Source organism: Embleya sp. NBC_00888 (assembly GCF_045207655.1).
Taxonomy (GTDB): domain Bacteria; phylum Actinomycetota; class Actinomycetes; order Streptomycetales; family Streptomycetaceae; genus Embleya.
The window spans coordinates 534,571-559,602 of the sequence record NZ_CP108784.1; the positions used below are offsets into that span (position 1 = coordinate 534,571).

The following is a 25,032-nucleotide window of genomic DNA, read 5'->3' on the forward strand; positions in this document are numbered from 1 at the left end:
AAGTGATGTTCGTGAGGGCTTTTCATTATAGTTACACCCTATTTCTCTATGTTCGGGTGACTCCGCCAGTCGGGGACTGCCTGGACAGCCGGGGCGGAGTACCTCCGAGGCCCGGAGGGGTCAGGGCTCAGTCGAAGAGGGAGAGGTCGACGGCTTCCGCGAGGGCTCGGTAGCCGGCGTCGTTGCCGTGGAGGTTGTCACCCATGTGCAGGTCGCTGCGGATACGGGTGGAATCGGAGGGGTCGCGCCACACGGCGTCGAAGTCGAGGACGCCGTCGAAGGCACCGCTCGTGCGGATCCAGGAGTTGACCTGCTCGCGTGCCTTGTCGCCCTCGGGTGAGTACATTTCGGAGGCGCCGTAGGGAGCGATGGTCGCGGCATGCACCCGTGCGCCGTGCGCGCGGGCTCGGGCCGCGAGTTGGACGTGGGCGGCGATGATGTCGTCCACGCCGACCGGGTCGCCGGGGAACATCGCGAGGAACCCGGAGTTCTCCTCGGTGTCGGGGGCGAAGGAGAAGACGAGGTCGTTGCCGACAGCGATCACCACGTGGCCGAGGCCCGGAGTGGCGAGGATGTCGCGGTCGAAGCGGGCGAGGGCGGCGGTGCCGATCCCGTCGGTGAGCAGTCGGTTTCCGCTGATGCTCTGGCTGACCACGCAGCGCGTCGGGCCGCCGCGGGTGTCCAGCCGCTCGGCGAGCAGGTCGGTCCAGCGCTGATCCGCGCCGGGACTGGAGCCGATGCCGTCGACGCGGGAGTCACCGAGGACGGCGATGGCCTGGGTGGGGCTGTCGGTCTGTATTTCGACGGCGGTGATCAGGGCTTGCGCCGGCAGGGGGGTTGCGCCTGTGGGCAGCGACGTCAACGCGGTCGCGTCGCCGGGAATGATCCATCCGAGCGCGTGGAAGGTCCCGTGGCAGGTGACGGTGTCGACGCGGCCGGGCAGGTGGAGGCTGATCGTCAGCCGCGACAGCGCGGCGACGTCCAGGTCGACGGGGTCGCTGAGGATCGGCGCGCCGGCCGGGACGATGGCGGTCGGCCTGCCGCTGAACGTCACCGCACGAGCGCTGCCGTGCCGGATCTCGCTGTCGGAGTCCGCGAGGCCGATATGGGTGGCGCCGATGGTCAGAGGAGCGCTTCCGTACTCGTTGCTGAGACGGATCCGGATGCGGCCCCCGCCGCCGCTGACGCGCACGATTTGGCGCAGCGTCGCGTTCTCGAAGGGTTCGATGCCGGAGACGGAGTTGTCCGGCGCCTGCGGCGCGGCTCCCCAGGTGCGCACCCATCCAGGGACGTGCGAACCTTCCGGGGCTGAAGGGGAGTTGCGGGCGATGTTCATCATCGGGCTCCTGGGGCTTTCGGTTTCGGGGTTGGTGTCCAAGGCGGTGGTGCGCACCGGGTTCGCAGTCAGGGGGCCGGCGGTGACGGGCGTGCGGACAGCGGACCGATCGCGCCTGCCGTGATCGGCACGCGCCCATCTGCGGGGACACCGATCCGCTGCCACTGGCGGCCGAGCACGAGGGCAGGCACGTTGGCGCGGTTGAAGCCGGCGGAGGCGCCCATTGCCGTGGTATCGACCGGCTCCGCCGTCGCGTGCCTCGCCTGATCCGGGAGCACGGCGACCAAAACACCGCCGATGGCGGCATTGCGGGACCGGCGTGGCCCGACCCGGCGGCGCCGTCCCGACGGATCGCGCGGTGTCGCGGCGGCGGCCGGGCGGGATGGCGAGGCTGAGGCCGAAGAGAAGGAATCCGGCGTTCATTACCCGGGCCAGGGGCGAGGCGAGTACATGTACCGCTGCTGACGGAACAGGGTCGAGGGCCCGTGGACTTCGAGGTTGAGGACGCGGCGCTTCGACAGACCCCCTCACACCGGTTCGACGTCCCGCCCCAAAGACAGCCGACAACCGCCTCGTCGCGCCGGGCGCCGCGAAGTGCCCCTATGCCCTGTCCGGCGGATCCTGGTGGATCGGGCCGCGTCGTGAGCGCAGCGAGGAGCCCGAAGGGCGGATGCCGTGCGTCGGCGTGCCGGAGAAGCAGCCGCATAGTGGTTCCATTCGGCTGCTTCTCCGGTGCGGCGATGCGCGGTACCAGGCGGCGCACCCACCAAGATCCGCCGGACAGGGCCTAGTTCTCCGGCACACCGAACCACCGGGCGGTGGCCTGCGCGAACGCCTCACGACGGGGAGTGTGCTCACTCGCCCACGCCACGACGCCGTCGGGGCGGACGAGCAGGGCGGTGAAACCGAGGTCGTTGCGGGCCGATCCTGCGGCGTATCGGATCCGGCCCTTCCATTTCCCGGCCACGTCCTGAAGCCCGCGATGGGCGCTGAAGTCGAGTACGACGCCCTGGCCCTGGTGCAGCAGGTCGCCCAGGCGAGTGCCGTCCTCGAAGCGGAAGTCGGGCGCGGTGCGGCCGACGAGCGGCTGCTCGTCGGCCAGGTCGTACCGGTTGAACAGACCCGACGTCGTGCGGTAGACGTGCGTGGTGCCGTCGGGGGTGCTCATCAGGTCGTGGAGCAGCCGGCGCAGCGCCGGAGTGTTGGGGCCCGGCTTCATCGTCGCCACCTGGGCGCGGGACCAGTCGAGCACGGCGGCGCCGACGGGGTGGCGCTCACTGGTGTAGGTGTCGAGCAGGCCGTCCGCCGCCGTGCCGTGCACGGCGGCGGCGAGTTTCCAGCCGAGGTTGACGGCATCGCCGATGCCGAGGTTGAGTCCCTGCCCGCCAAGCGGTGAGTGGATGTGGGCGGCGTCGCCGGCGAGCAGCACGCGGCCCCGGCGGTAGCTGGTCGCCTGCATCGCGCGGTCGGTGAAGCTGGACGCGAGGCGAACGTCGGTCAGCGTCACGTCGGTGCCGGTGATGCGGCGAAGCACCGTCTGGAGGTGCTCGCGGGTGAGCGGTTGGGAGCGGTCGAAGGTGGCCCCGTCGAAGTCCATCATCCCCAGATGTCCTTCGAACGGCGTACGCAGGTACATGCCGTGGGCCGTCGGGTTGAACCCCAGGGGCAGCCGGTCGGGGTCTGCGAAGGTGACCTGGGCGACGTAGCCGGTGAACAGGGGCTCGGTGCCGACGAAGTCGAAGCCTGCGAGCGTGCGGACCGTGCTGCGCCCGCCGTCGCACCCCACCAGCCAGCGCCCCTGGTACTGCCGTCCGGCGGCGGTGACGGCCACGGCATGGTCGTCCTGCGTCACGGCCGTGACGTCGGCGCCCCGGACGATCTCCACGCCGAGCGTGGCGGCCCGCTCGGACAGCACGTCCTCGATCGCCGCCAGGCTGGTCATGAAGCCTTCCATCGCCGGACTGGGCAGCCGGTAGCGGAGGGTGGCCGACTCGATGTCGGCCGCGTCGAGTGTCATCCCGGCGAAGTGGCTCAGGGCCCGGGGTACGGGCGCCTCACTCGCTTCGGGGGCCGCGCCGAGCTTCTCCACAGCGGTGCCGGAAGCCTTCGCCGCCGCCTCCAGTAGTCCGCGGCGGTAAAAGGTCTCGGCCGACGCGGCGTTCAGGCCCCGCATCCCGAGCGGGAGCGTCTTCCACGGTGAAGTCGCTTCCTGTTCCCGCTCCAGGACCAGGACCGAGCAGCCGGACAGGGCCACCTCGCCGGCCAGGAACAGGCCGACCGGGCCGCCGCCCGCGATCACTACGTCATGCATGAGAGATCTCCCTGAAGCGGTCGTTGGTGAACCCGGCCGGATGCAGCGGGTCAGCGCAGACGGATGAGGCCGTCGAGGACGACGGCGATGCCGGTGAGGAACTGCTCGCGGTCGTCGTGCTCGCTTATCCGGCCGGCGATGGCGTGCATGAACGGGTAGTCCTCGGGGTCGAGGGTCTGCCACGCCTGGGCTGTCGCACCCAAGAACTCTTCGCGGTCCGCATCGGGCTCGACGCCGGAGGTGTCCCCCTCGATGCGGGTGTTCTGGCCGACTGCTCCGAGGATGTAGTGCACGAGCGTCGAGGCCGCGTCGAACCAGCGGGCTTGCGGCACGCCCAGCGCACTCACCTGCCGGCCGATCCGCTCGAAGATCCCCACGGTGATCGGGCCGACCGGGTTGCGGACGATCTGGAGGGTCAGCCGCGTCGCGAGCCACGGGTGCTCGGCGATCGCGTCGAACAGGGCCAACGCGACAACCCGGATCTCATCCTCGGGCGTGGCCGCAGGCTGGGCGGGCCGGGTTGCCAGAGCCACGGTGACGACCGTCTCCGTCGCCGTGTCCAGCAACTCGTCCCGGTTGCCCACGTGGTAGTAGATCGCCCCGGATCCGGTGGCCAGACGCTCGGTCAGCGCCCGCACCGTCAGTGCGCCCTCGCCTCCCGCATCGAGCAGCTCGACGGCGGTGCCGATGATCTGCTCCCGAGAGAGCACCTGGTTACGCCGCCGAGTCCGGCGCACTCGTGTTGCCATGCCTCGATGCTGCCAGATTTGGATCGGCAAACCAACTTGGAGCATCGTTCTAAATTGGCGTAGCGTTCCATTTTAGAACAACGTACCAACGACGCGGAGCGGAGCTTGCCGACCGAGAGAACGCCCGCTGATACTCGAGCACAGGCAAGATCGCCGACAGGGCCCCACATCACCCCCGGCACTGCTCCTCCGCCACACGCTGACGAACACACGCCGCGTCGTTGACGGCGGCACCGTCCGGGCGGGTCGACAGCCGCTGCTTCCGACCAGGCGAACCACCCATCAGGCAGTGCAACCGGGGCGATCTGCTCGTCCCGCCGAATCAGACGGTCAGAACGATCTTGCCGAAGGCGGCGCCTGACTCCAGCAGAGTGTGCGCGGCCGCGGCTTCTTCCAGCGGGAAGGTGCCGTGCAGCACCGGCTTCAGTCGGCCCTCCCGCAGGTCCGCGAAGACGACTGCGAAGGTCTCGGCGGCGGTCTTCGACGGTGCGCTGGAGAGACTGAGGGCCGAGATGGTCCAGGACTGCTGGAAGTTCGCGAACAGTGCCATGCCGAAGTCGGGGGTGGGGGCACCCGCGACGACACCACTGATCACGTACCTGCCGTTCGGGCGGAGCAGGGGGATGAAGTCGACCACGTCGGAACCGGCGACGATGTCGATGACGGCGTGATAGCGGCCGTCCGGGCCCGGGTCGAACGCGTCCACGCCCACGACTTCCGCGGCCCCCAGGTCGTACAGTCGCTGCGCGATGGACCGGTCGGGAACGGAGGCGATCACCGTCGCGCCCCGAGCGGCCGCGAGCTGGGTGGTGAGCACGCCGATCCCGCCACCGGCGCCGCGGACGAGCACCCGCTCGCCCGCCTTGACGTCGGCCCTCTCCACGCTTGCCGCGGCGACCAGGGAATTCACCCCGAGCGTTACCGCGTCATGGGACGAGACGTCCTCCGGCAGTTCCACGAGAGATTCGACGGGCACCATGGCGCGGTCGCTGTAGCCGCCGCCGTGTCCGGTCGTCGCGAAGACCCGGCGTCCCACCCACCCGGCGTGGTCCTCCGAACCGACCTCGACCACCGTGCCCGCCACCTCCAGACCGGGTATGGTGCCGGTGCCGACGTCGGGCTTGGCGCCCTGCCGTAGCAGTACATCGAAAAAGCCCACCCCGGCCGCTGCCACCGCCAATACGGCATGGCCCGGCTCGGCGATCGGGTCCGGCCGGTCGACCGGCTTGAGGTTCTCCGGACCACCGAATTCGATGATCTCGACTGCACGCATGATGTCCATACCCTTCTTCGTGGGGACGTTGGGGTCATTCGCAAGATCGGAGCACCCAGGGGTGCTGCGTGTTGGCTGCCGAACAACAAGGCTCGGACGTCCTCGGTGACCTCGGTGCCGCAGCACCAGATCACGCTAACCCGTTAATCGGACGACCTCTTCCGTTTGTGGTTATGTGAGAGACATGCCTGTTCAGCCGTCTCGAAACCAGTCCTCGTCCGCCATCGAGACCCCCGTGCGGAGGAAGCGAGCCGACGCCCGGCACAACCGCACCCGGCTCCTCCGAGCCGCCCGCGAGGCGTACGCCCTCAACGGCACCGACGTACCCTCCAGCACCATCGCCCGCAGAGCCGGCGTGGGTGCCGCCACCCTCTACCGGCACTTCCCGACACGCGACTCGCTGATCGCCGCCGCGTTCTCCGAACAACTCGGCCAGTGCGTCGCATCCCTCGACGAGGCCCTTCAGGACGACGATCCCTGGCGCGGACTTCGCAACGTCCTCACCAAGGTGTGCACGATGCAAGCCCAGGACCGCGGGTTCAGCGCCGCGTTCCTCTCCCAATTTCCCGACGCACCCGACGTCCATCGCGAGCGTGCCCGCGCCGAGGCATCCCTCGCCCGGCTGGTGCAGCGCGCGAAGGACACCGGACAGCTGCGCAAGGACTTCGACCCCAGCGACGTCACCCTCCTGCTCCTGGCCAACAACGGCGTCGTGCGACAGTCCCCGGAGGCTGCCCTGGCCGCATCTCACCGCCTGCTCGCCTACTTCCTCCAGTCCTGCCGGGCCACGGATGGCGGGCCGTCCCTGCCCCCGCCCGCACCGCTGCGCCTCGACGACCTTTACGGGCCGCCACACCGAACCGACTGACCGGCCTGGGCCATGGGGTCACCTCCCTGGAAGCCGCACGTGCGTTGGCCCGCAAGCGTCTCGGCGACGTGTCCCGGGTTCCGGCGATGCCCTCTGAGATCCGAGAGATACCAACTGCGATCATCATCGCTAGGATGGCCGGGTGAAGTATCTGCCGGCCATCCTCAGCACCGATCACGCCGGCTCGAATGCCACGGAGCGCGCCTACCTGGCGATCAAGCGGCAGATCATCGAGCTCGAGCTGCGACCCGGCGCACACGTCACCAAGACCGACCTTTCGCGCCTGGCGAGTGCGGGCACCATGCCCGTCCGGGAAGCTCTGACCCGTCTCCAGCGCGACGGCTTGGTCCAGGCGCTGCCCCGATCGGGGTACCGCATCCTGCCGGTGACTCTGAAGGGCACCCGGGACCTGTGTGCGTTCCGGCAACTCCTGGAGACCGAGGCCGCGGGCCTGGCCGCGGAGCACGGCTGTCCGGATCCGAGCTTGGCCCGCCTGGAGCAACTGCTGGGCGCATCCTACGAGTTGGGCGACACGGCCGGCGTCGACGGCTTCTTGCGGGCCAACCTCGAGTTCGACGCCATCATCGCCAACTGCTGCGGCAACGACATGCTGGCCCAGTCGATCGTCCGTGCCTTCGACGAGTTGGAACGCGTCCTGCGGATCACCTTGAAGTCGCTGCCGTTCTCGGTAACGGCCGCACACCAGCGGCGCGCCATTCTGGAGGCCATCCGCGAGCGCGACCCCGTCGCCGCCCGCGCTGCCATGAGCGCCCGTACGCGAACCTCGCAGGAGCACATCATCGGCGCGCTGCTGTCCAGCGATTCGATCACCGGGGCCAGCATCCAGGTGTCCTGACGAATAGCGACGAGTTCCCCCAGCGTTCCAGAACCGTTGACAGAAGGTTTTCCCAGTGGTGAACTGAGATCTCAGTTAGTTTACTAGAGATCTCAGTGACCGACTCTCTGAGATGTCCGCTCACTACGTGCAGCGAGACCGCCATGAACACCAGCACGCTTCACCCCCCAGTCCGCACCTTCGAGCTACCGCCTTCGCGCTCGGCGGTGCCTCGGATACGGCGCCGCCTGGCCGGGATTCTCTCCGAATGGGGGCTCCCCGCGGACGGGGACCTCATCTACGCCCTGGGGCTGATCGCCACTGAACTGGTCACCAACGCCGTCACGCACGCGGGCATGTTCACTCCGAGCATCCGCGTCACGCTCGGCATCAGCGACGGCGGGATGCTGCGGCTCGGAATCCGCGACAACCACAGCACCTGTCCGAGGCGCATCACCGCTTCCCATGACGCCACCTGCGGCCGGGGCACGGCGATCGTCGACCTTCTCCTCAGGGAGCGGGGCGGACGTCTCACGACCGAACCGCATCCGGGCGGCAAGACCGTCTGGGCCGAGCTGCCGGACACATTCAGGTGAGCCGGCCCCCGACAGAACGGCGCCCCTTGCGGCCCGTTCGATGCCTCCGAAGGGAATCACCGTGCCTCTGCAACGCCTGCCGGCCCTCGAACTCGCCGAACGCGTGCTTGACGCGTCGGGGCCGTGTGCCGACCTGATCCCCATGGGCGGCGTCCCGGTGCTGCCGATGCCCGCACACGTCGTCGAGGCCGCCCGGATCGCGGCGGGCCAGGTCTTCCCCCGCCGGAGCCGGGGCTCGGCCGAACTGCGCCGAACGATCTCCGATCACCTGCGGATCACCCTCGGGGTCGACGCGGATCCGGAGGCCGAACTGCTCATCACCCACGGAGCGCAACATGGCATGAGCACGGTCCTCCGAGCCCTCCTGGACCCGGGCGACGAGGTCCTCGTGCCGGCCCCCACCTACTTCTTCGACGGCATGATCCGGCTGGCGGGAGTCCGCCCGGTCTATGTGCCGTCGGAGGAGAAGCACGGATGGGACCACGACCCCGCGGCCGTCGAGGCCGCCGTCACCCCCGCCACCAGGGCGCTGCTGATCTGCAATCCCAACAATCCCACCGGCTACCTTCCCGGTCGGGAGCGGCTCGAGCAGCTTCTGGACGTGGCGGCGCGGCACGGCCTGATGGTCCTGGCCGACGAATCCTACGAGCGTTACGTATGGGACGGCCCGGGCTACCGGCCCCAGATGCTGCTGCGCGACCGCCATCCCGACCTGGTCACGGTGACCAGCCTCAGCAAGAACTACGCCTTCACGAGCTGGCGGGTGGGATACGTGCACGCTCCCGCCCACCTGCTGGAACCGATCCACCGCGCACTCGAATGGGACGTGATCAACGTGGGCGACGTCGCGCAGGCCGCCGCGGTCGCCGTCCTCACCGGGCCGCAGGACTGGATCGAACCCTCCTTCGCGACCCTGCGCGCGCGGCGCGACCTACTGGTGGCCGGCCTGGCCCGAGCGGGCCTGAAAACCTCGCCGCCCGACGCGGGAGTCTTCGCCTTCGTCGACTTCGGCCCGCTCGGCGTGGTCGGCCGCGCACTGGAGGACCTGCTGCTGTCCCATGGTGTCACCGCTCTGGCAGGCGATGCCTTTCAGGGCCCGGCCACCCATGCCCGCGTGCTGTACGGCGGGAGCGCGGCCGCCCTCACCGAGGTCACAGACCGGCTGGCTTCCCTGACCGCCGGTGTCCGCCGCACCTGAGCCCCCGCCGGACCGCGATCCCGCTGCTTCGCGCCCCTCCCCCACCGTGGGCACGCGCTCCGTATCCCGCTTATGTGAAAGATCTCAGATTAGCCATATGAGATCTCAATTCCATGGTCCACGCATCCGCCTGCGAGACGTCCGCGTCACCCAGGCCCACCCCGAAGGAGCCGAACGTGTCAGGAGCACCCACGACCAGTCGCGACGAAGGCTGGCGCGTCAGTGCCGACATCGGCGGCACTTTCACCGACGTCATCGCCCTCGGGCCCGACGGCCGCGTCCTACCCGTCAAGATTCTCTCGACCCCGCCCGACTTCGGCACCGCGGTCCTTGCGGGGACGGCCCTCGCGCTCGGTGACGCGGGCGTCCAGACGCACGAGGTCCACGCGATGCTGCACGCCACCACCGTGGCCACCAACGCGATCCTTGAAATGCGCGGCGCGCGCACCGCGCTGGTCACCACCAAAGGCTTCCGGGACGTCCTGGAACTCGGCCGCCTGCGCCGCCCCCTGCTGTACGACCTGTCCTGGCAAAAGCCCGTGCCGCTCGCGCCGCGCCGCCACCGCTACGAACTGGACCAGCGCATCACCGCGAACGGCGAGCTCAGGCCCGCCGCGGACAGCGCCGAGGTGGCCGACCTGGCCGATCGGATCCGTGCGGCGGGCATCGAGGCCGTCGCCGTCTGTTTGATCAACTCCCATGTCCGCCCCGACGAGGAACAACGCGTCGCAGCCGAACTGCGCGAGTTGCTGCCCGGCGTGTACGTCACCGCCTCCGTCGATATCTCGCCGCAGATCAAGGAGTTCGAGCGCACCAGCACCGCAGTCGTGAACAGCTACGTCGGGCCGCAGGTGCACGACTACGTCAGCGCGCTCAGCGACGGGCTGCGCGCGGCGGGCATCACCGAGCCCCTCATGATCATGCAGTCCAGCGGCGGCCTCCTCGACGCGGCGTCCGTGGTGCAACGGCCTGTCCAGATCATCGAGTCAGGCCCCGCCGCAGGCGTCATCGCCGTCCAGAAGCTCGCCCAACTGATGGGCCTCGACTCCGTCGTGGCGTTCGACATGGGCGGCACCACCGCCAAGGCCTCGCTCATCGAAAACGGGGAGCCTTTCGTCGCCGCCGACTACGAGGTCGGCGGAGGAATGAACCTCACGAGAAGCATGGGCCGGGGCGCCGGCTACACCGTGCGGGTACCTTCCATCGACATCGCCGAGGTGGGCGCCGGCGGCGGCAGTATCGTCTCCGTGGACGCGGCAGGCTCCCTGAGGGTCGGTCCCGAAAGCGCGGGATCCCGGCCCGGCCCCGCGTGCTACGGCAACGGTGGCGACCATCCCACCCTCACCGACGCCAATGTCGTCCTGGGCTACCTCAGTCCCCGGTCCATCGCCGGCGGTCGGGTGGCGATCCGTCCGGACCTCGCCGAGAAGTCCCTCGACACCATCGCCCAACAGTTGGACGTCGACATCCCCGCTGCCGCGCGCGGCGCCTACGAGGTCGCCGTCTCCAACATGACGAAGGCCGTCAAGGCCGTCACGAGTGAACGGGGCCGCGACCCGCGGGACGCGGTCATGGTGGCTTTCGGAGGAGCGGGCCCCCTCTACGGTGCCGCTCTGGCGAAGGAACTGGGCATCGACACCGTCATCGTCCCGGTGCACACCGGCCTGTTCAGCAGCCTCGGGCTGCTCGTGGCCGACACCTCCCGCGAGTCGGTCGCACCCCACCGCCCCCCATTCGACGAGCCTGGCGTGCTCACCGCCGAGTTCGACCGTATGGCCGAGGACATCACCCGGGCGCTGCGCGAAGCCGCGCCGGGCGCAGAAGCCGATGTGCAGCGGGTCCTCGACATGCGCTACCACGGCCAGCGGTTCGAGCTCCCGGTCGTGGTACCCAACGGCACCGTCACACCCGCCCTCATGGCAGGAGCCCGCACGCGGTTCCACGCCGAGCACCGCCGGACCTACGGTCGCGCGGGCGGTGACGAGCTGATCGAGATCGTCAACATCCGCGTGCGGGGCACGGTACGCAACCCCATCACCATCGACCGCGCGCTGCGTCTGCTCCCGCAGCCCTCCCGCCCCGCCCATTCCCGGGCCTGCCGGTTCGACCACACGGAAGACACCCCGGTCATCGCCCGCGCCGAACTGCCCTCCCACCGCGTGCCCGGACCGCTGGTCATCGAGGACATGGACTCGACGACCCTGGTGCCGCCGGGGGCCACCGCGCACCGCGACAGCCTCGACAACATCGTCATCCGCTGGACCACTGCCACCAAGGAATCGTCATGAGCCCGCACCCCATCCGCGACGCCGCCACATTCGAGGTGTTCCGCAACGCGGTATCGGGACTGTCCGACGAGATGGCGATCACCATCCTGCGTACGGCCCACTCGCAGATCGTCGCCTCCAGCATGGACTTCTCGGCCGCGCTGTGCGACGCCTCCGGGCGGGTCATCGCCCAGGCCAACACATGCCCGGTGCACCTCGGTTCGATACCCGAGGCCATGAGCGCCGTCCTGGACGCGTTCGGGGACACCGTCCGTCCCGGCGACGTCTACCTCCTCAACGACCCGGACCTGGGCGGTATGCATCTGCCCGACATCTTCGCCGTCGGGCCGGTGTTCACCGATGAGCAGGAACTGATCGGCTACTCGGTCACGGTCGTCAACCACGCCGACGTGGGCGGCTGGGCCGCCGGATCGATGGCCGTGCAGTCCACCAGCATCTTCGCCGAAGGCGTCCAGATCCCGCCGTCCCGCCTGGTGGAAGCGGGCGTACTGAACGAAACGTTCCTGGCCCTGATCCTGCGCAACGTACGCGAGCCCGGCCTGCTGCGCGGTGACCTCGAGGCGCAGCTCGCCGCCTGCCACGCCGGCGGCGAAGGACTGAAGGATCTCGCCAGGCGCCACGGGACCGACGAATTGGCTGTGCTGATCGACGAACTCCTCGACTACTCCGAGACCCTCCTGCGTGCCGCAGTCACCGAGGCCGCCGACGGCAGCTACACATTCGAGGACTACATCGACGACGACGGGCTCGGCTCGCCCCCCATCCCCTTCCGCGTCACCGTCGACATCGTCGGCGACGCCCTGCACCTGGACTTCACCGGATCGTCCCCGCAGGTCGCCTCGGCGCTCAACGCCACCGCCTCGTTCACCAAGTCCGCCTCCTACGCCGCCATCCAGGGAGCGCTCGGATCCGACATCCCGGCCAACAGCGGCTTCTACCGCCCCTTCACGTTCGTCATCCCCGAAGGCAGCATCCTCAACGGCAGACGGCCGTCCGCCCGCGGGGCACGCGGCCTGGTCGCCTACCGCATCATCGATACCGTCCTGGGCGCTCTGGCACCGGTCTTCCCCTACCGAGTCCCTGCCGCCGGCGACGGCGGCCCCGACTCCATCGCGGTCGGCGTCACCGAGCAGGACGGATCCAGCGCTGTCCTGTGGGACATCCTGTGCGGCGCCTGGGGCGCCAGGCCCGACCGCGACGGGGTGGACGGCATCAGCCCGCTCGGGGCGAACCTCGCCAACACACCGATCGAGGAGCTCGAGCAGTCCGGGCACCTTCGCATCGACGGTTACGGCTATCTCCCCGACACCGGCGGACCGGGTCGATGGCGCGGTGGCCTGTCGACCTTCCGCGACATGACGATCCTCCACCCCGAGGCCTCGGTACAGATCCGTTCGGACCGGCGCCGGCACCTCCCGTACGGCCTCGCGGGAGGAGGACCAGGAACTCCCTCGTCCAACATGCTCAACACCGGAACCCCACAGGAGGAGATCCTGCCGACCAAGGTCATTCGGACCCTGGTCGCCGGCGACCGCCACCGCCACGTCACCGCCGGCGGAGGAGGTCACGGCAGCGCCCTGACCCGGGAAGCCGACCGGGTCCTGCAGGACGTACTCGACCAGAAAGTGACCCTCGCCGGCGCGGCCCGCGACTACGGCGTGGTCATCACGCCCACCGGCACCGTCGACACCGCCGCCACGCAAGAACTCCGCTCCGCTCACCACCGCTGAGCGACCGCTCTCCCCTGCCCGGCCGCACCCCGGACCATCCCCTGTACCACGCCTGAGAAGAGGTCACCGTCATGGCTGAGGTCACCGTCCCCGCCCCTACCGACCGATCCATGCGCCGGCTGTGGCGCAAGGTGGGCATACGCATCATCCCGGTCATCGGAATCGCCTACGTCATGAGCTACATCGACCGCGCCAATCTCGGCTACATGGCCGCGCCCCTCAGCAAGGACCTGGGCATCTCCAGCTCGCAGATGGGACTGGCCTCCGGATTGTTCTTCATCGGCTACGTCCTCGTCGAGGTGCCGAGCAACATGATGCTGCGCCGGTTCGGGGCACGACGGTGGATCACTCGCATCCTCGTCACCTGGGGCGCGGTCACGATGGCGACGGCAGCGGTGCACAACGTCGGCCAGCTCTACGCCATGCGGATCCTTCTCGGCTTCGCCGAAGCAGGACTGGCCGCGGGCATCCTCCTGTACCTGACCGGCTGGTTTCCTCGCAAGTACCGGGCCTGGGCCCTGTCGGCGTTCTTCATGATGATTCCGCTCTCGGGCATCATCGGCTCGCCCCTGGCCGCCGCCCTCCTGTCCTGGGGGCAGAGTCTCACCGGACTGGCCGGATGGAGATCGCTGTTCCTGGTCGAGGGGGCCATCACCCTCCTCGCCGGAATCCTCGTCTTCACGATGCTGCCCGACCGGCCCCGCGACGCCAAGTGGCTGACGACGGTCGAGAAGGAAGCCATCGAACGCCGGCTCGCGCAGGAGACATCCGAGCAGGAAGCGCATGGCGCGCTGTCCAGCATGCGCCAAGCCCTCACCAGTGTGCGGGTCTGGACGCTGGCGCTGGCCTTCTTCGCCATCGTCTTCGGCCTGTACCCGATCGCGTTCTTCCTCCCCACGATGATCTCCACATTGACCGGCAGCATCTCCGGCATGTCGAACGTCAGCAGTGTGCTGCTGGCCGGCATCCCGTCGGCGTTCGCGATCATCACCATGACGATCTGGCCCAAGGTCGCCTCAGGCATGTCGGCGGTGTCCTCCACCGTGATTCCCATGGGCGTCGGAGTCGTCGGCCTGGTGACGGCCACGTTCACGCACAACAACGTCATCTTCATCGCGTCGTTCTGCCTCAGCGTCTCCGGTATCTACACGGCCATGCCCCAGTTCTGGCGGCTGCCGCCGCTGTCTCTGACCGGCGCAGCCGCCGCTTCGGGCATCGCTGTGATCAACTCGGTGAGCAACATCAGCGGCTTCGTCGGCCCCTACTTCACCGGCTTCATCGCCGACACGACCGGCAGCTACACCTACGCTCTGCTGACTATCGCGCTCATCATGGTCGCAGGCGCGGCAATCCTCCTCACCGCCGGGCGCAAAGCGGAGCACGATGGGACGAGTCATCAGGTGCCCCAGCCGTCCGAGAAGGAGAAGATCGCATGATCGCGCCGGCGAATCCGGCATTGATCGTCGGTGACATGCAGAAGGGCATCCTGGCGAGCTATCCCTTCGCCCGGCAACCCGTTCCCGCTCTGTTGTCGCTGCTGCCCGCAGCGCGGGCCAACGGCTTGCTCGTGATCTTCGTGCGCACCCATCTGCGGCCCACAGGCGCCGATGTCTCGGCGAACAACGCGCTGTTCCAGCAGTTCCATCAGGCCGGGAACCTTTTCCACGAAGGTGCGGAGGCCACCGAAATCGCCGCGGAGCTGGAGGCCCGGGCGGATGAAGCCGTCGTGGGCAAGCGGCGGACCAGCGCCTTCGCCGGCACCGACCTCGACCTGCTGCTGCGGGCCGGGCGCATCGACTCCCTCGTCCTGACCGGTGTCGCGACCAGCGCGATGGTGGCGGCGACCCTCATCGACGCACTCGACCTCGACTACCGCGTCACCGTCGTGAGCGACGCCTGCGCCGACGCCGAGCCGGACGTCCACGACTTCTTCATGGAGCGTGTCTTTCCTGCTCGGGGCGCCCGGGTAACGACCTCCCGGGCCTGGATCGAGGACCACCGCCTGGAAGCCTGAGCATCTCGACGATCCGGGGTGCGTGTGCGGTTCGGGTGGTGAAACCGGGTGTCGCACTGGCCAACGCGCGCCAACGACATGCCACATGGCCGACGGAACGTGTCGCGGCCTTGACCGGGCCGGGGATGCGATGGAGGTGAGACGAGCCCGGCGGGGTCGAGGGGGAAGCCGGTCGGCCGCGCCGAGGGTGGCGGGCATGCTCGTGCCGTGCTCATGGTGCCCTCCGCTGACCGGGCCCGGTCAGCGGAGGTCGCGGATGAGTGCACGGAGGGCGGAGTCGACCTTCGCCTCCTTGAACTCTTCCGAGCCGATCAGCAGGGTCACGGCCCGTTGGCCGTCCTCGGTGACGGCGTTCCTGAGTTTGTGGCCGGTCTCCATGAAGCCGCTGTGTCCCCAGGTGACGAGGCCCGGGGTCGGCTCGTAGCGCTCGGTTCCCAGGCCGTAGCGCGCGCCCCGCACGGTGGGGTCGGGAACGGTCCGCTTCATCTCGGCGAGCTGGGCCGGGGCCAGCAGCTTCCCGCTCATCAGCGCGGACCAGAACGTGGTGACGTCGGCGCCGGTGGAGACGAGCGCACCCGATGCGTCGGCCCCGGAGGTGTTCCATTCCGTCCGGTCCAGCAGTTTCCCGGACCGCTTCACGTAGCTTCGCAGGTCCGGCTCGGGGAGCGTGGTCCGGTCGCCGGGCCAGTAGGTGTCGCGCAGGCCGAGGGGCTTGATGATCCGCTGCTCGATCTCGGTACCGATGCCGTGCCCGGTGATCTTGGCGACGATCAGGCCGGCCAGGTTGTAGTTGGTGTTGGAGTACGAGAAGGGCTTGTCCCTGGGCGGGGGCAGGGTCAGCGCCTGCTCGACCGTCAACAGGGGTTCGATGTGATCCCAGCGGTGCGCGGTCTCGTCCTCCCAGAACGGTGCCTCCAGGTAGTCGGGCAGGCCACTGGTGTGCTGCAGCAGCTGCCGGATCGTGATCCTGCGCCCGTCGTAGCGCTCGGTGCGGATCAGGCCGGGCAGATGGCGGTCGACGGTGTCGTCGAGCCCGAGCCTGCTTTCGCCGACGAGTTGGAGCACGACCGTGGCCACCCAGGTCTTGGTATTGCTGGCAATGCGGCTGTGCTCGTTGCCGACGACCTTGCGGCCCGTCCTGAGGTCGGCAAGGCCCACACCGTTGTTCAGGACGCCGCAGCGCGGACTCCGCACCGTCAGGCTCATCCCCGAGGCACCGACACTCCCCAGCGCCTTCAGCGCCGCCTGGACGGGCTTCGTGTCACACCCCGGTGTCGCGGCCGACGCGGCGGGAGCGGCCAGCAAGGGAACTGTGACCGCCAGGGCCGCAACAACACTTGTCCTACGTCGCATCAGGTCTCCCTCTTCAATGGGCAAGGCCGCAACAGCGCGTGGCACGGCGGCCGGTCGGCGGCAGGTATGCCGATGTCGCGCAGCAGGACGTCCGGACGCTCCCGGCGCACTGTGTCGACCCGGTCGGCGCCATTCACCGTCGGGACGACCTGAACCTCGTCGGCGACATCGAGACCCGGTTCGAACCGTCCTCACGGAGGCTATGGCCCCGTGCGCGTGGAAGGGCGGTGCGGCGGGGTCCGGCAGCCGGTCGGGGGGCGCCTCCAGCCGGTCGGGGGGTGCGAGGGGCCCGACCGGCGGGGTCGCCCCCGGTGACAATGTATTTCGGTTGGTCGGTCGAGCGACCGCCCGGCAGGGTTGGCGCAGGACACGCGACGACCCGGCCGCGATGCTCGTCGAGCAAACGCCGGCCTGCGGCCCCGCACGCGAAGCCCTGGTCTCCGGAGGTGCCTTCGAGGTCTGGGACGGCCCGGTTCCTGCCGACCGGCACTTCCGCTGCCAGTCGATGACACGGGACACGGGGTACCGAGATCCCGTACGAACCGAAGGCTCGTACGGGATCTCGTCAATTCAACGCGGGCAATCTCACGAACGGCCCCTCGGTACCGGCAGGGATCTTGAGCACGACGCGGTATCCACCGTCGGGCAGCGGGTCGGCGGTGAAGGTGCCGTGCAGGAGTTCGGCGCGTTCGGCCAGACCGATCAGGCCCTGGTGGGAACTGGGCAGGGACAGCGGTGGGCAGGTCGCCCGGGTGTTGCTGACCATGACGCCGAACTCGTCCCCGTGGTGGAACAGTTGGACTGCCGCGGTGGCACCGGGAGCATGCTTGCGGACGTTGGTGAGGGCTTCCTGCACGGTGCGGTATACAGCGCGTTGCGCGGTCGTGGTGATGTCGGCGGGGAGCTCGCCCGACAGGGTCGCCTGGATCGCGCTGTCGGCGACGAGTCGGCGCAGGTCGGCCGGCGTGGGCTGAGGGGTGAGCTCGGCGGTACGGCCGGTGGAGGCCCGCAGCAGCGTGACCATGTGGCGCAGTTCGTCGAGGGTACCGACGCTGAGCGAGCGAATGGTGCGGGCCGCCTCCTGGGTACCGGGGTCCGGGGCCACCATTTGGAGCGCTCCTGCCCGTACCGCGATCAGACTGACCTGGTGGGCCACGACGTCGTGCATTTCCCGAGCGAGTTGGGCACGCTCCCGGGCCAGGACCGCTTCGGCGTGCAGCAGGCGCTCGTGTTCACGCGCCTCCTCGATCTCGTCCACGCGCAGAGACAAGTCCCGCCGGGCCTGGACGAGTTGCCCCAACAGGACGGGTGTGGCGGCGGCGGCAAGCAGGTAGCCGAAGGACACCAGGGTCCACGTTCCGTGGACCTCGGCGAACTCGGACAGCGGCCACAGGACACACGACGAGGCCGCGGAGACGACCGCGCACACAGCAAGCAGGCGGCGGTTGCGGGAGCGCTCGGCCAAGGTGTGCAGCGCAACGACCGAGGCGACCTGGAGGCCGAGTACCGGGCCCGCCGGGACGGTGAGCGCGAACACGGTCAGGGGGACGCGACGACGGAGGAAGAGCGCCCCACAGGCGAGGGCGCCAACGACCAGGGCCAGGACGGCGCTGTCGGCCGGGTCGTCCTCCAGGTTCCACCAGACGTCGAAGGCGGCCAGCGCCACCAGCGCTGTGTCGACGGCCCAGCCGGGCACCTTCCTCCAGACGGTCACCGGCCGTCCTCGCCGCCCTGGCCGCCCTGGCCCGACAACAGCCCGGCCCGCTGGGCGAGAAGCGCTGCCTGGACACGGCAGCTCACCCGCAACTTGGCGAGAATCGCGCTGACGTGGTCCTTGACGGTGCCCGCGCTGAGATGGATCCGGGCTCCGATCTCACCGTTGGACAGACCCTCGGCGACCAGGACCAGCACCTGGCGCTCGCGAACCGTCAGGCCGCCGACGCGGGCCACGCCCTGATCAGCGGACGCGGCCGCCGCCGGGTGGCCGCGCACGACGGCATGGGATGCCTTGGGTGACATGACGACGCCGCCGCCGGCCAGTGTGCGCACGAACTGCGCCAACTGTGTGGGGTCGGTGTCCTTGAGCAGGAAGCCGGCTGCGCCGCAGCGCAGCGCGGTCAGCACGTATTCGTCGATGTCGAACGTCGTCAGCATGGCCACCACGGGCCGGTGGGGCAGGGCCCGCACAGCGCGCAGGACGGTCAGTCCGTCGACGTCGGGCATGCGGATGTCGAGCAGCAGGACGTCCGGGCGCTGCCGGCGCACGGTGTCGACCGCGTCGGCGCCGTTCGCCGTCGCGACGACCTGGACATCGGCGGCGGCGTTGAGAATCATTTCGAACCCGGACCGGACGAGCGCTTCGTCGTCCACTACCACTATCCGGATCACACCTGTGCCTCCGTACCGTGCTGAAGTGTGTCCGCACGAGGCTATGCCCCCGTGCGCGCGGCAGGACGATGCGGCGGCCCCGACAGCCGGTCGGGGGAAGGGCCCGGCCGCGTGGTCCGTCGACGCCGACGTCCGATCATCAGTGCACGCAACACGGCCATGTGCGAAGCGGTGACCGACCTTCCGCCCATCATCGTCAGCGACATGTCCGGTGTCTCCGCCGGCAGCGCTCACAGGTGCGCCCGGTACGCCGACGACAGCTGGGCCGACTACCTCGCCGCCGGCGCAGACGAGGAATAGCACGGTTGGAACACCGCCTCTTCACCGGTTGCCGGGAACGCCTGGCTCGAAGTCGTCCAGCCCACCCGAACCCGTCCGTTGACGACGTAGGACATCGGTCGTGAGATTAGGACACGCGGACCTACAGTTGATCAGGCCACGAATCCGACCCCGGAGGCGAACCAGAAGACAATCCAGTCGACGCAGGAGAGTCAGCGGCAGAATCACGCTGCCGTACTGGACCGACTGAAGTGGCTCCGCAGAAGATCCGTCGTCGACCAGAGCAGAGTGCTCAGTCCACGCTCGTCACTGTTCACACACTTCCCCCGTCCTCGCCCTCGGCCAACTGCACGACGGGCGCCGAACATCCTGCCGGCAACGACGCGAGGAAAAGCGTGAATTACCCTGCGGGGCCGCACATGCCCGGCGGCACGAGGTCCGCCGGGATGCCGGCTTCGACCACGATGCGGACTGCGGCCCGCGGGCCATGCCAGTCGGGTGGGACGGTCCCGTTCATGTGGACGGCCAACGTGGCGTCGTCACCGAGTGCTACCCGCACGAGGGAACCGATACGAACAGACCACGACCCTGCCGGAGGTGTAGCCGGGCAAGGTGGGATACGCCCATGCCTCCAAGTCCTTCGGCGCGGACCGCGCGCCACCGGCGTCGACGTCGAAGCCCGGCCCCGCAGCCGCGACGTCTACACCGAGGTGTGTCCCGTCCGGGGAGCAGTTTCGAAATCACCGCCTCGAACGAGTCTGCAACCGCCCACCCGTCGTTCACCCCGCCGTGGAGGCGTGGTCAGGTCCAGATGCCGAAGTCGAGAATCACCAGCATGGTGAGCGCCAGGATGAAGGTGACGCGTCAGCCGCGACCGAGGAAGCGTCGGCGTCGTGGCGGCGGTTCGACGGCCGCCGGGCCCGTGGCCGGCGACCGTCGTCCTAGCGTGTCCTCGAACACCTTGTTCCACCGTTCCTGTGCCGTGCTGTCGGGAAGCCCGACGGATGCGGATTCCAGCACGGCGAACAAGGGGGAATGGGTGTCGTCGGCGTTGCGGAGACGGCTGCGCGCCTCGATCAGTAGCTCGCGCAGTCGCGCCTCCGAGGACTGCACGTTGCATGCGATGAACATCAACCGGGTGTTTTGGACAAGGCGCTTGCCGATGAGAAGTTCGGCCAGGTCGATGACGTCGGCGGGGGTGCGCATGGCAACACCGCGCAGCAGCGGGGCGGCCCATTCCTTGCTGATGCGGCGCAGCGCCCCGTCCGCTCGGGAGTGGTCGAGGGTCGGGGAGCTGGTGGCGCGGTTGTGCGCGACCGCGATGAGGCGGGCGATGTCGGGGATGGGTTGGAGTCGTCCTGCGTGCTGGAGCAGTTCGGGTACGTCCTGGTGGCGTTCGACGGTGGTGCCGGCTTCGAGGGTCAGGGCCAGGAGGGGTAGTTCCATGATGTCGCGTTCGGTCGCGGCGGCGTGCAGGAGGGCGGGGGCGTCTTCGTGGTGGCCGTCGTGGCGCAGTTTCTCGATGCGGCGCAGCAGCGGGTCCCGTGCGTCGTCGGTGGGGTGTTCGGGTGTGGTGTCGGTGTCGGTGTCGGTGTCGGTGTCGAGGGTGGCGAGGGCGGCGGTGGTGTCGGCGGCGGCCTGTGCCCATCGTTGTTGGTCGGCTTCCTGCAGTCTGGCGAGGGCGCGGGCCTGGGTGAGGTCGCGTTCGAGTTCGCGGATGCGTTGCTCGGCTTGGGCGAGGCGTGAGGCCCAGGCGGTGTCGGCTTGTGCCTGGTGGAGTTCGGCTTCCTCGCGGGTGCGGTGGGCCCGTGCGAGTTCCTCGGACAGGTCGGCGATGCGGCGGGTGGTGGCCGCCTGTTCGACCCGGTATCGCTCCTGGAGGGCGTCGAGTTCGAACTGGCGGATGAGCAGACGGTCGTGGCGGGCGTCGTAGGTGGCGTACACCAGCGTCAGTCCGCGCTCGGTCTCCTCGGCCGTGAGCGGCGTCGCGGTCTCCTCGGCGACCCACCGCTGGAAGGCGCGCATGCCGGCGCGCTCGGGACGGGAGTGGCCGGCGAGGTGGCGCGAGAGTGTGCTCGCGCTGATGCCCAGTCCCGACGCGACGTCCCCGTCGGTGGCGGCCCTGCTGCGGGGCGAGGTCAGGACGCGGTCGACCATGACGCGGAAGTATCCGGCCAGTTCGGGGTAGACGGCGTCGGCGGGAATCGGTCCCCGATTCCGACCCGCGCGCCGCACGGGATCCACCCGTTCCTCGAGCTCGCTCACGACAGCCCCTCCCGGTTGCGTGCCTGCATTTTGCCGTGTGCAGCGCAACAAAGTCCTTGCGTTCAGCGCAAGATCGCCCCGTCCGGTGGTCTGGACACCCGGGCACGACACGCGGTCGGCCCGCCCACCACCACCTCGATCGGGGATCCCGTGGACGCCATGAACCTGCTCGCCCAACTCCTCACCGGACTGCTCACCGACCTGCCCTCGGCACTGCTGGCCACCCTCACGCTGCCCGCGCTGCGTCGACTGCGCCGCCGTCGACGCGACGACGACGAGTGACACGACCGAGCCCGAACGCTCGCGGTGGGTACCTCGTCCCCCGCTACCACCTGCCCGTCGCATTCAGGAGATGGTTCGGACCTCGAACACGCGGGCACCGCTCGTCGTCGATCGAGTCGTGGGGGTGGGGTGCGACCGCCTCCGCTACGGTGTGCCCGGGGCTTGGCCCGTCAGGGCGGTCAGCAGTTCGATGATCCGGGCGTTCGCCGCACGTTGTTCGGCGACGAACACAGTGAGCTCGGTCAGGGTCTCGCCGTGTCCGTCCCGGCCCCGGGCGATCTTCTCCTGCAGGTTGGTATGGGACTGCTCCACGCGTTGCCGCTGCCGGGCGACCGAGGCCTCCGTACGGTCCAGGACGTCCCGCGTCTCGGCCGGACGCTCGAGCGCGGCGACCCGTCGCTCGAGCCGGACGTCGGAGACACCCTGGTAGATGGGGACCTGGTTGTCGTCGTCGGACACGCGGTTCATCCTCCCGGAGTGGTCCGTCCAGGGTGAGCCCCACCGGACCCCCTCCGACGCCGAGCCGACGCATCCGGATCATCCCCAAGCGCCGCGACGTCGCGCCCGCGGTCGTAAAATCTGCCGAAACCCGGGAACCCTCAGGTCCGCGCGGACAGAGCATGGTGTGGACCAAGACCAACTCAGGCCCCGAATACGCGCAGGCGACCCGGACGCGTTCGCCGCGCTGTTCGACGCCCATGCCAGGGTCATACACCGGCACGCCGCCCGCGTCACGGGTGATCCCTCCCTCGCCGACGACGTCGTCTCGCTCACCTTCCTGGAGGCCTGGCGGCTGCGTGCCAAGGTCGCCCCCGAAGGCGAAAGCCTGCGCCCATGGCTGTTCGGGATCGCCGTCAACGTCCTGCGCAACAGCGCCCGCGCCGCCCGCCGCTATCAGGCCGCCCTGGCCCGGATCCCGCCCGGCGAGCCCGTCCCGGACCTCGCGGACGAGGTGGTCGAACGGTCGGCCGACGCCGAGGAGTTGGCCGCCGCACACCGTGCGTTGGCCCGCCTGCGGCGTCCCGAACGCGAGGTGTTCACCCTCGTCGTCTGGGCGGGACTCGACTACGCCGCGGCGGCCGAAGCCCTGGGCGTACCGATCGGCACACTGCGCTCGCGGCTGTCCCGCGCCCGCCGCAAACTGCGCGACCTGACGGCGCAGGAGAGGCAACCGTCCCCACCGCGCGGACAACCAAGAGCGGACCGCCTTCCGTCGGTTCGGCAGGAAAGGGAGAAGACGTCGTGAAGTCCGACCGCACCGAGCACATCGACCAGGGTCCGCTCCGCGCACCGGTGGTCGCCGACCTGACCGACGAGCGACACCGGCAACTGCGGACCCATTTCCTGCATCACCTCGGCGAGGTCGCGAACCCGGTGGCGAGTCCGCGCCCGAGCGCCCGTCGCCGCTTCGGCTACGTCCTCGCCCCCCTGGTCGCCGCGGCCGTGCTCGTCGGCGCGGGCGTGGTCTCCCAAGGGTTCGACCACGATCGGCGGACCACCCCGGTCGCCGCGCCGCCGCTGATCGTGCCGGTTCTTCCTGGATCGCGCTCCGAGGCCGCCGCGGTGCTCGAAGACCTCGCGGTCGCGGCCGGCCGGGAGGCGACGAAACCGCCGGGCGTCGGTCGATTCGCGTACGCGGCGACAAGCGGCTTCAGGTACCGGACCGAACATCACGGAAACGGCGTGCAGACCGCCAGCTACCGTGTGCCGGTGGACGAGCAGTCGTGGAGTTCGACCGACGGGTCCACGCCGGATGTGTTGTGGGAGCGCGTGCAACAGACCGAGCACGGCAGGCTCGAACTGATGAAGAGCACCGTGGAAGCCGCCGGCCCGTCGGTTCCCGGCTACGGCACGTCCAGATACGCGTGGCTCGCGGCGTTGCCCACCGACCCGACCCGGCTGCTGGAGGTGGTCCGTCCGCTCGCGGCGGACGGAGTGCCGTTGTTTCACCACCTGATGAACCTCGTCGTGACCGGCTTGACCCCGCCCGCGCAACGCGCCGCGCTCTACCGGGTGATCGCCGGCCTCGACGGCGTCTCGGTGGTCGACGACGCGGTCGACGCCAAGGGCCGGCACGGCGTCGCGCTGCTCTTCGAAGACCCGGGCAGCGTGTACCGCGTCGAGTGGATCTTCGACCGTGACACCTTCCGCTACCTCGGGATGCGCACCATCCAGACCAGGGACGCCGACGGCATCGTCGCCGGCACGGTGTTGGTCTCTACCACGATCGACCGGCAGGGCCTGGTGAACCGAGTCGGCGACGTCCCGAAAGCGACGTCGGGGCCGCTCACCTGACGCCGTGCCTTCCGACGTCCGGGTGGTGCGGGCTGGGGCGTTACGGGTGTGGCGAGACGGGTCCGTGCTTGCCCGGGCGGGAGTGGTGGACTCGTGGCGTGGGGATGTGGCGGTTCACGGGAGAGGAGTCATGACCGCCGTATCACCAGCGGGATCCTTTTCGGGCGCAAGGGCGCGGTCCGACGGCCGGACGGGGGTGAACGGGCGTCGGACCGCGCAGCGTCGACCACGGGGGGAGCCGGCGCCACTGGGCGCCTACCCCAGCCACGGATGGCAACACACCCGCGACTTTGGGTGATCACCCGGCCGTCACCGAACGGCGGGGCGGCGAACCCTGCACAGGGGAGCCTCGTCCCGTTCAGCACAGGACGTGGGGTGAGACGGCGGCCAAGGGTGCGATCCACGCATTCGACTCGGCCACCTGGCGCCACCGCCACGCCGAGGCAGTGAATCGTGGACGCGATCGGCACCGTGGTTCAAGGGCGTGAGGTTCGAAAGCCCCGGGCGCCCGGGCCGTGTGACAGCGGCCCGGGCCCGAATGATCTGTCGCCCCACGAGCGTTCTCCGTCGCTACTGAGATTTTCGGTTCGGGGTGACGATGCGATCGGTTGTGGGTGTATGCCGGTGTCATGCGGTATCCCGACGGGAGCGGCCCGACCGCGAAACAGCGGGCCCAGCGGGAGCAAGTGCGGTTACGGGCCGCCGAGATGTTCACGCAGGGACTGGCGCCGCCGCTGGTCGCCAAGGCACTGCGAGTGCCACTCGGCGAAGTCCGCCAGGTCTGCGGAACACCGAAGCGCACGTGCCACCCTGCGGGTCCGGCGGGTGAGCGCCGTGTACAAGAGGACGCGCAGAAGCGCGAGGTCTGGCGTCGGTGGAAGGAAGGGCCGGCGGGCCGGTGACGCATCATCGCCGAACGCGCTTGCCGGGCGACCGTGTGTGAGCCACGATTGTGGGGCAACCACGGGGGGA

General features: G+C 69.5%; 21 protein-coding genes. 12 read left to right on the forward strand and 9 right to left on the reverse strand.

Annotated elements, in window-relative coordinates; translation table 11 throughout:
- Positions 1-127 precede the first annotated feature (127 nt).
- From OG948_RS02425 to OG948_RS02440, 4 genes are all read right to left on the reverse strand, one after another.
- A complete protein-coding gene (locus OG948_RS02425; RefSeq protein ID WP_406293411.1) occupies positions 128-1,279 on the reverse strand; it encodes a GDSL-type esterase/lipase family protein in 1,152 nt (383 codons plus the stop codon).
- A gap of 844 nt (positions 1,280-2,123) precedes the next feature.
- Positions 2,124-3,647: an FAD-dependent oxidoreductase gene (locus OG948_RS02430; protein ID WP_406293414.1), complete on the reverse strand. Its 1,524-nt coding sequence runs from the start codon at positions 3,645-3,647 to the stop codon at positions 2,124-2,126.
- Positions 3,648-3,697: 50 nt separating this feature from the next.
- Positions 3,698-4,396, reverse strand: coding sequence for a TetR/AcrR family transcriptional regulator (locus OG948_RS02435; RefSeq protein WP_406293417.1), 699 nt, complete (start codon positions 4,394-4,396; stop codon positions 3,698-3,700).
- Positions 4,397-4,718: 322 nt separating this feature from the next.
- Entirely contained in the window at positions 4,719-5,678 is a 960-nt protein-coding gene (locus OG948_RS02440) for a zinc-binding alcohol dehydrogenase family protein (RefSeq protein ID WP_406293419.1), read from the reverse strand.
- A 175-nt stretch (positions 5,679-5,853) separates the two neighbouring features.
- On the opposite strand from OG948_RS02440, the gene OG948_RS02445 reads away from it, so the two are divergent.
- From OG948_RS02445 to OG948_RS02480, 8 genes are all read left to right on the forward strand, one after another.
- A complete protein-coding gene (locus tag OG948_RS02445) occupies positions 5,854-6,537 on the forward strand; it encodes a TetR/AcrR family transcriptional regulator (protein ID WP_406293421.1) in 684 nt (227 codons plus the stop codon).
- 142 nt (positions 6,538-6,679) lie between these two features.
- Positions 6,680-7,393 carry a GntR family transcriptional regulator gene (locus OG948_RS02450; protein WP_406293423.1) on the forward strand — a complete coding sequence of 238 codons (714 nt, stop codon included), beginning with the start codon at positions 6,680-6,682 and terminating at the stop codon, positions 7,391-7,393.
- Between the two features lie 143 nt (positions 7,394-7,536).
- Positions 7,537-7,968, forward strand: coding sequence for an ATP-binding protein (locus tag OG948_RS02455; protein WP_406293424.1), 432 nt, complete (start codon positions 7,537-7,539; stop codon positions 7,966-7,968).
- A gap of 61 nt (positions 7,969-8,029) precedes the next feature.
- Positions 8,030-9,166 carry a pyridoxal phosphate-dependent aminotransferase gene (locus tag OG948_RS02460; protein WP_406293425.1) on the forward strand — a complete coding sequence of 379 codons (1,137 nt, stop codon included), beginning with the start codon at positions 8,030-8,032 and terminating at the stop codon, positions 9,164-9,166.
- Positions 9,167-9,342: 176 nt separating this feature from the next.
- Entirely contained in the window at positions 9,343-11,454 is a 2,112-nt protein-coding gene (locus tag OG948_RS02465) for a hydantoinase/oxoprolinase family protein (protein WP_406293427.1), read from the forward strand.
- Positions 11,451-13,184 carry a hydantoinase B/oxoprolinase family protein gene (locus tag OG948_RS02470; RefSeq protein ID WP_406293429.1) on the forward strand — a complete coding sequence of 578 codons (1,734 nt, stop codon included), beginning with the start codon at positions 11,451-11,453 and terminating at the stop codon, positions 13,182-13,184. Before OG948_RS02465 ends, OG948_RS02470 begins: the two co-directional genes overlap by 4 nt.
- A gap of 71 nt (positions 13,185-13,255) precedes the next feature.
- Complete coding sequence (locus tag OG948_RS02475) at positions 13,256-14,620, forward strand: MFS transporter (protein WP_406293430.1); 1,365 nt, start codon at positions 13,256-13,258, stop codon at positions 14,618-14,620.
- A complete protein-coding gene (locus OG948_RS02480; protein ID WP_406293432.1) occupies positions 14,617-15,198 on the forward strand; it encodes a cysteine hydrolase family protein in 582 nt (193 codons plus the stop codon). Before OG948_RS02475 ends, OG948_RS02480 begins: the two co-directional genes overlap by 4 nt.
- 240 nt (positions 15,199-15,438) lie before the next feature.
- On the opposite strand, the gene OG948_RS02485 is transcribed toward OG948_RS02480, so the two are convergent.
- From OG948_RS02485 to OG948_RS02500, 4 genes are all read right to left on the reverse strand, one after another.
- Complete coding sequence (locus OG948_RS02485; protein ID WP_406293434.1) at positions 15,439-16,551, reverse strand: serine hydrolase domain-containing protein; 1,113 nt, start codon at positions 16,549-16,551, stop codon at positions 15,439-15,441.
- A 565-nt stretch (positions 16,552-17,116) separates the two neighbouring features.
- Complete coding sequence (locus tag OG948_RS02490) at positions 17,117-18,265, reverse strand: sensor histidine kinase (protein WP_406293436.1); 1,149 nt, start codon at positions 18,263-18,265, stop codon at positions 17,117-17,119.
- Positions 18,262-18,939, reverse strand: a complete 678-nt coding sequence (locus tag OG948_RS02495; protein ID WP_406293437.1) for a response regulator — start codon at positions 18,937-18,939, stop codon at positions 18,262-18,264. Before OG948_RS02495 ends, OG948_RS02490 begins: the two co-directional genes overlap by 4 nt.
- Positions 18,940-20,082: 1,143 nt before the next feature.
- Positions 20,083-21,483, reverse strand: coding sequence for a hypothetical protein (locus OG948_RS02500; RefSeq protein ID WP_406293439.1), 1,401 nt, complete (start codon positions 21,481-21,483; stop codon positions 20,083-20,085).
- 150 nt (positions 21,484-21,633) lie between these two features.
- Here OG948_RS02500 and OG948_RS02505 point away from each other — a divergent pair, with 150 nt between their 5' ends.
- A complete protein-coding gene (locus tag OG948_RS02505; protein WP_331769032.1) occupies positions 21,634-21,765 on the forward strand; it encodes a hypothetical protein in 132 nt (43 codons plus the stop codon).
- A 144-nt stretch (positions 21,766-21,909) separates the two neighbouring features.
- Here the strand turns inward: OG948_RS02505 and OG948_RS02510 are convergent, their stop codons facing one another.
- Complete coding sequence (locus tag OG948_RS02510; RefSeq protein ID WP_406293441.1) at positions 21,910-22,224, reverse strand: hypothetical protein; 315 nt, start codon at positions 22,222-22,224, stop codon at positions 21,910-21,912.
- Positions 22,225-22,390: 166 nt separating this feature from the next.
- Between OG948_RS02510 and OG948_RS02515 the strand changes: the two genes are divergently transcribed.
- From OG948_RS02515 to OG948_RS02525, 3 genes are all read left to right on the forward strand, one after another.
- Entirely contained in the window at positions 22,391-23,011 is a 621-nt protein-coding gene (locus OG948_RS02515; protein WP_406293442.1) for an RNA polymerase sigma factor, read from the forward strand.
- Positions 23,008-24,060: a CU044_5270 family protein gene (locus OG948_RS02520; protein ID WP_406293444.1), complete on the forward strand. Its 1,053-nt coding sequence runs from the start codon at positions 23,008-23,010 to the stop codon at positions 24,058-24,060. The genes OG948_RS02515 and OG948_RS02520 overlap by 4 nt, the downstream gene beginning before the upstream one ends.
- Positions 24,061-24,689: 629 nt before the next feature.
- Entirely contained in the window at positions 24,690-24,962 is a 273-nt protein-coding gene (locus tag OG948_RS02525; protein WP_406293445.1) for a hypothetical protein, read from the forward strand.
- Positions 24,963-25,032: the final 70 nt, after the last annotated feature.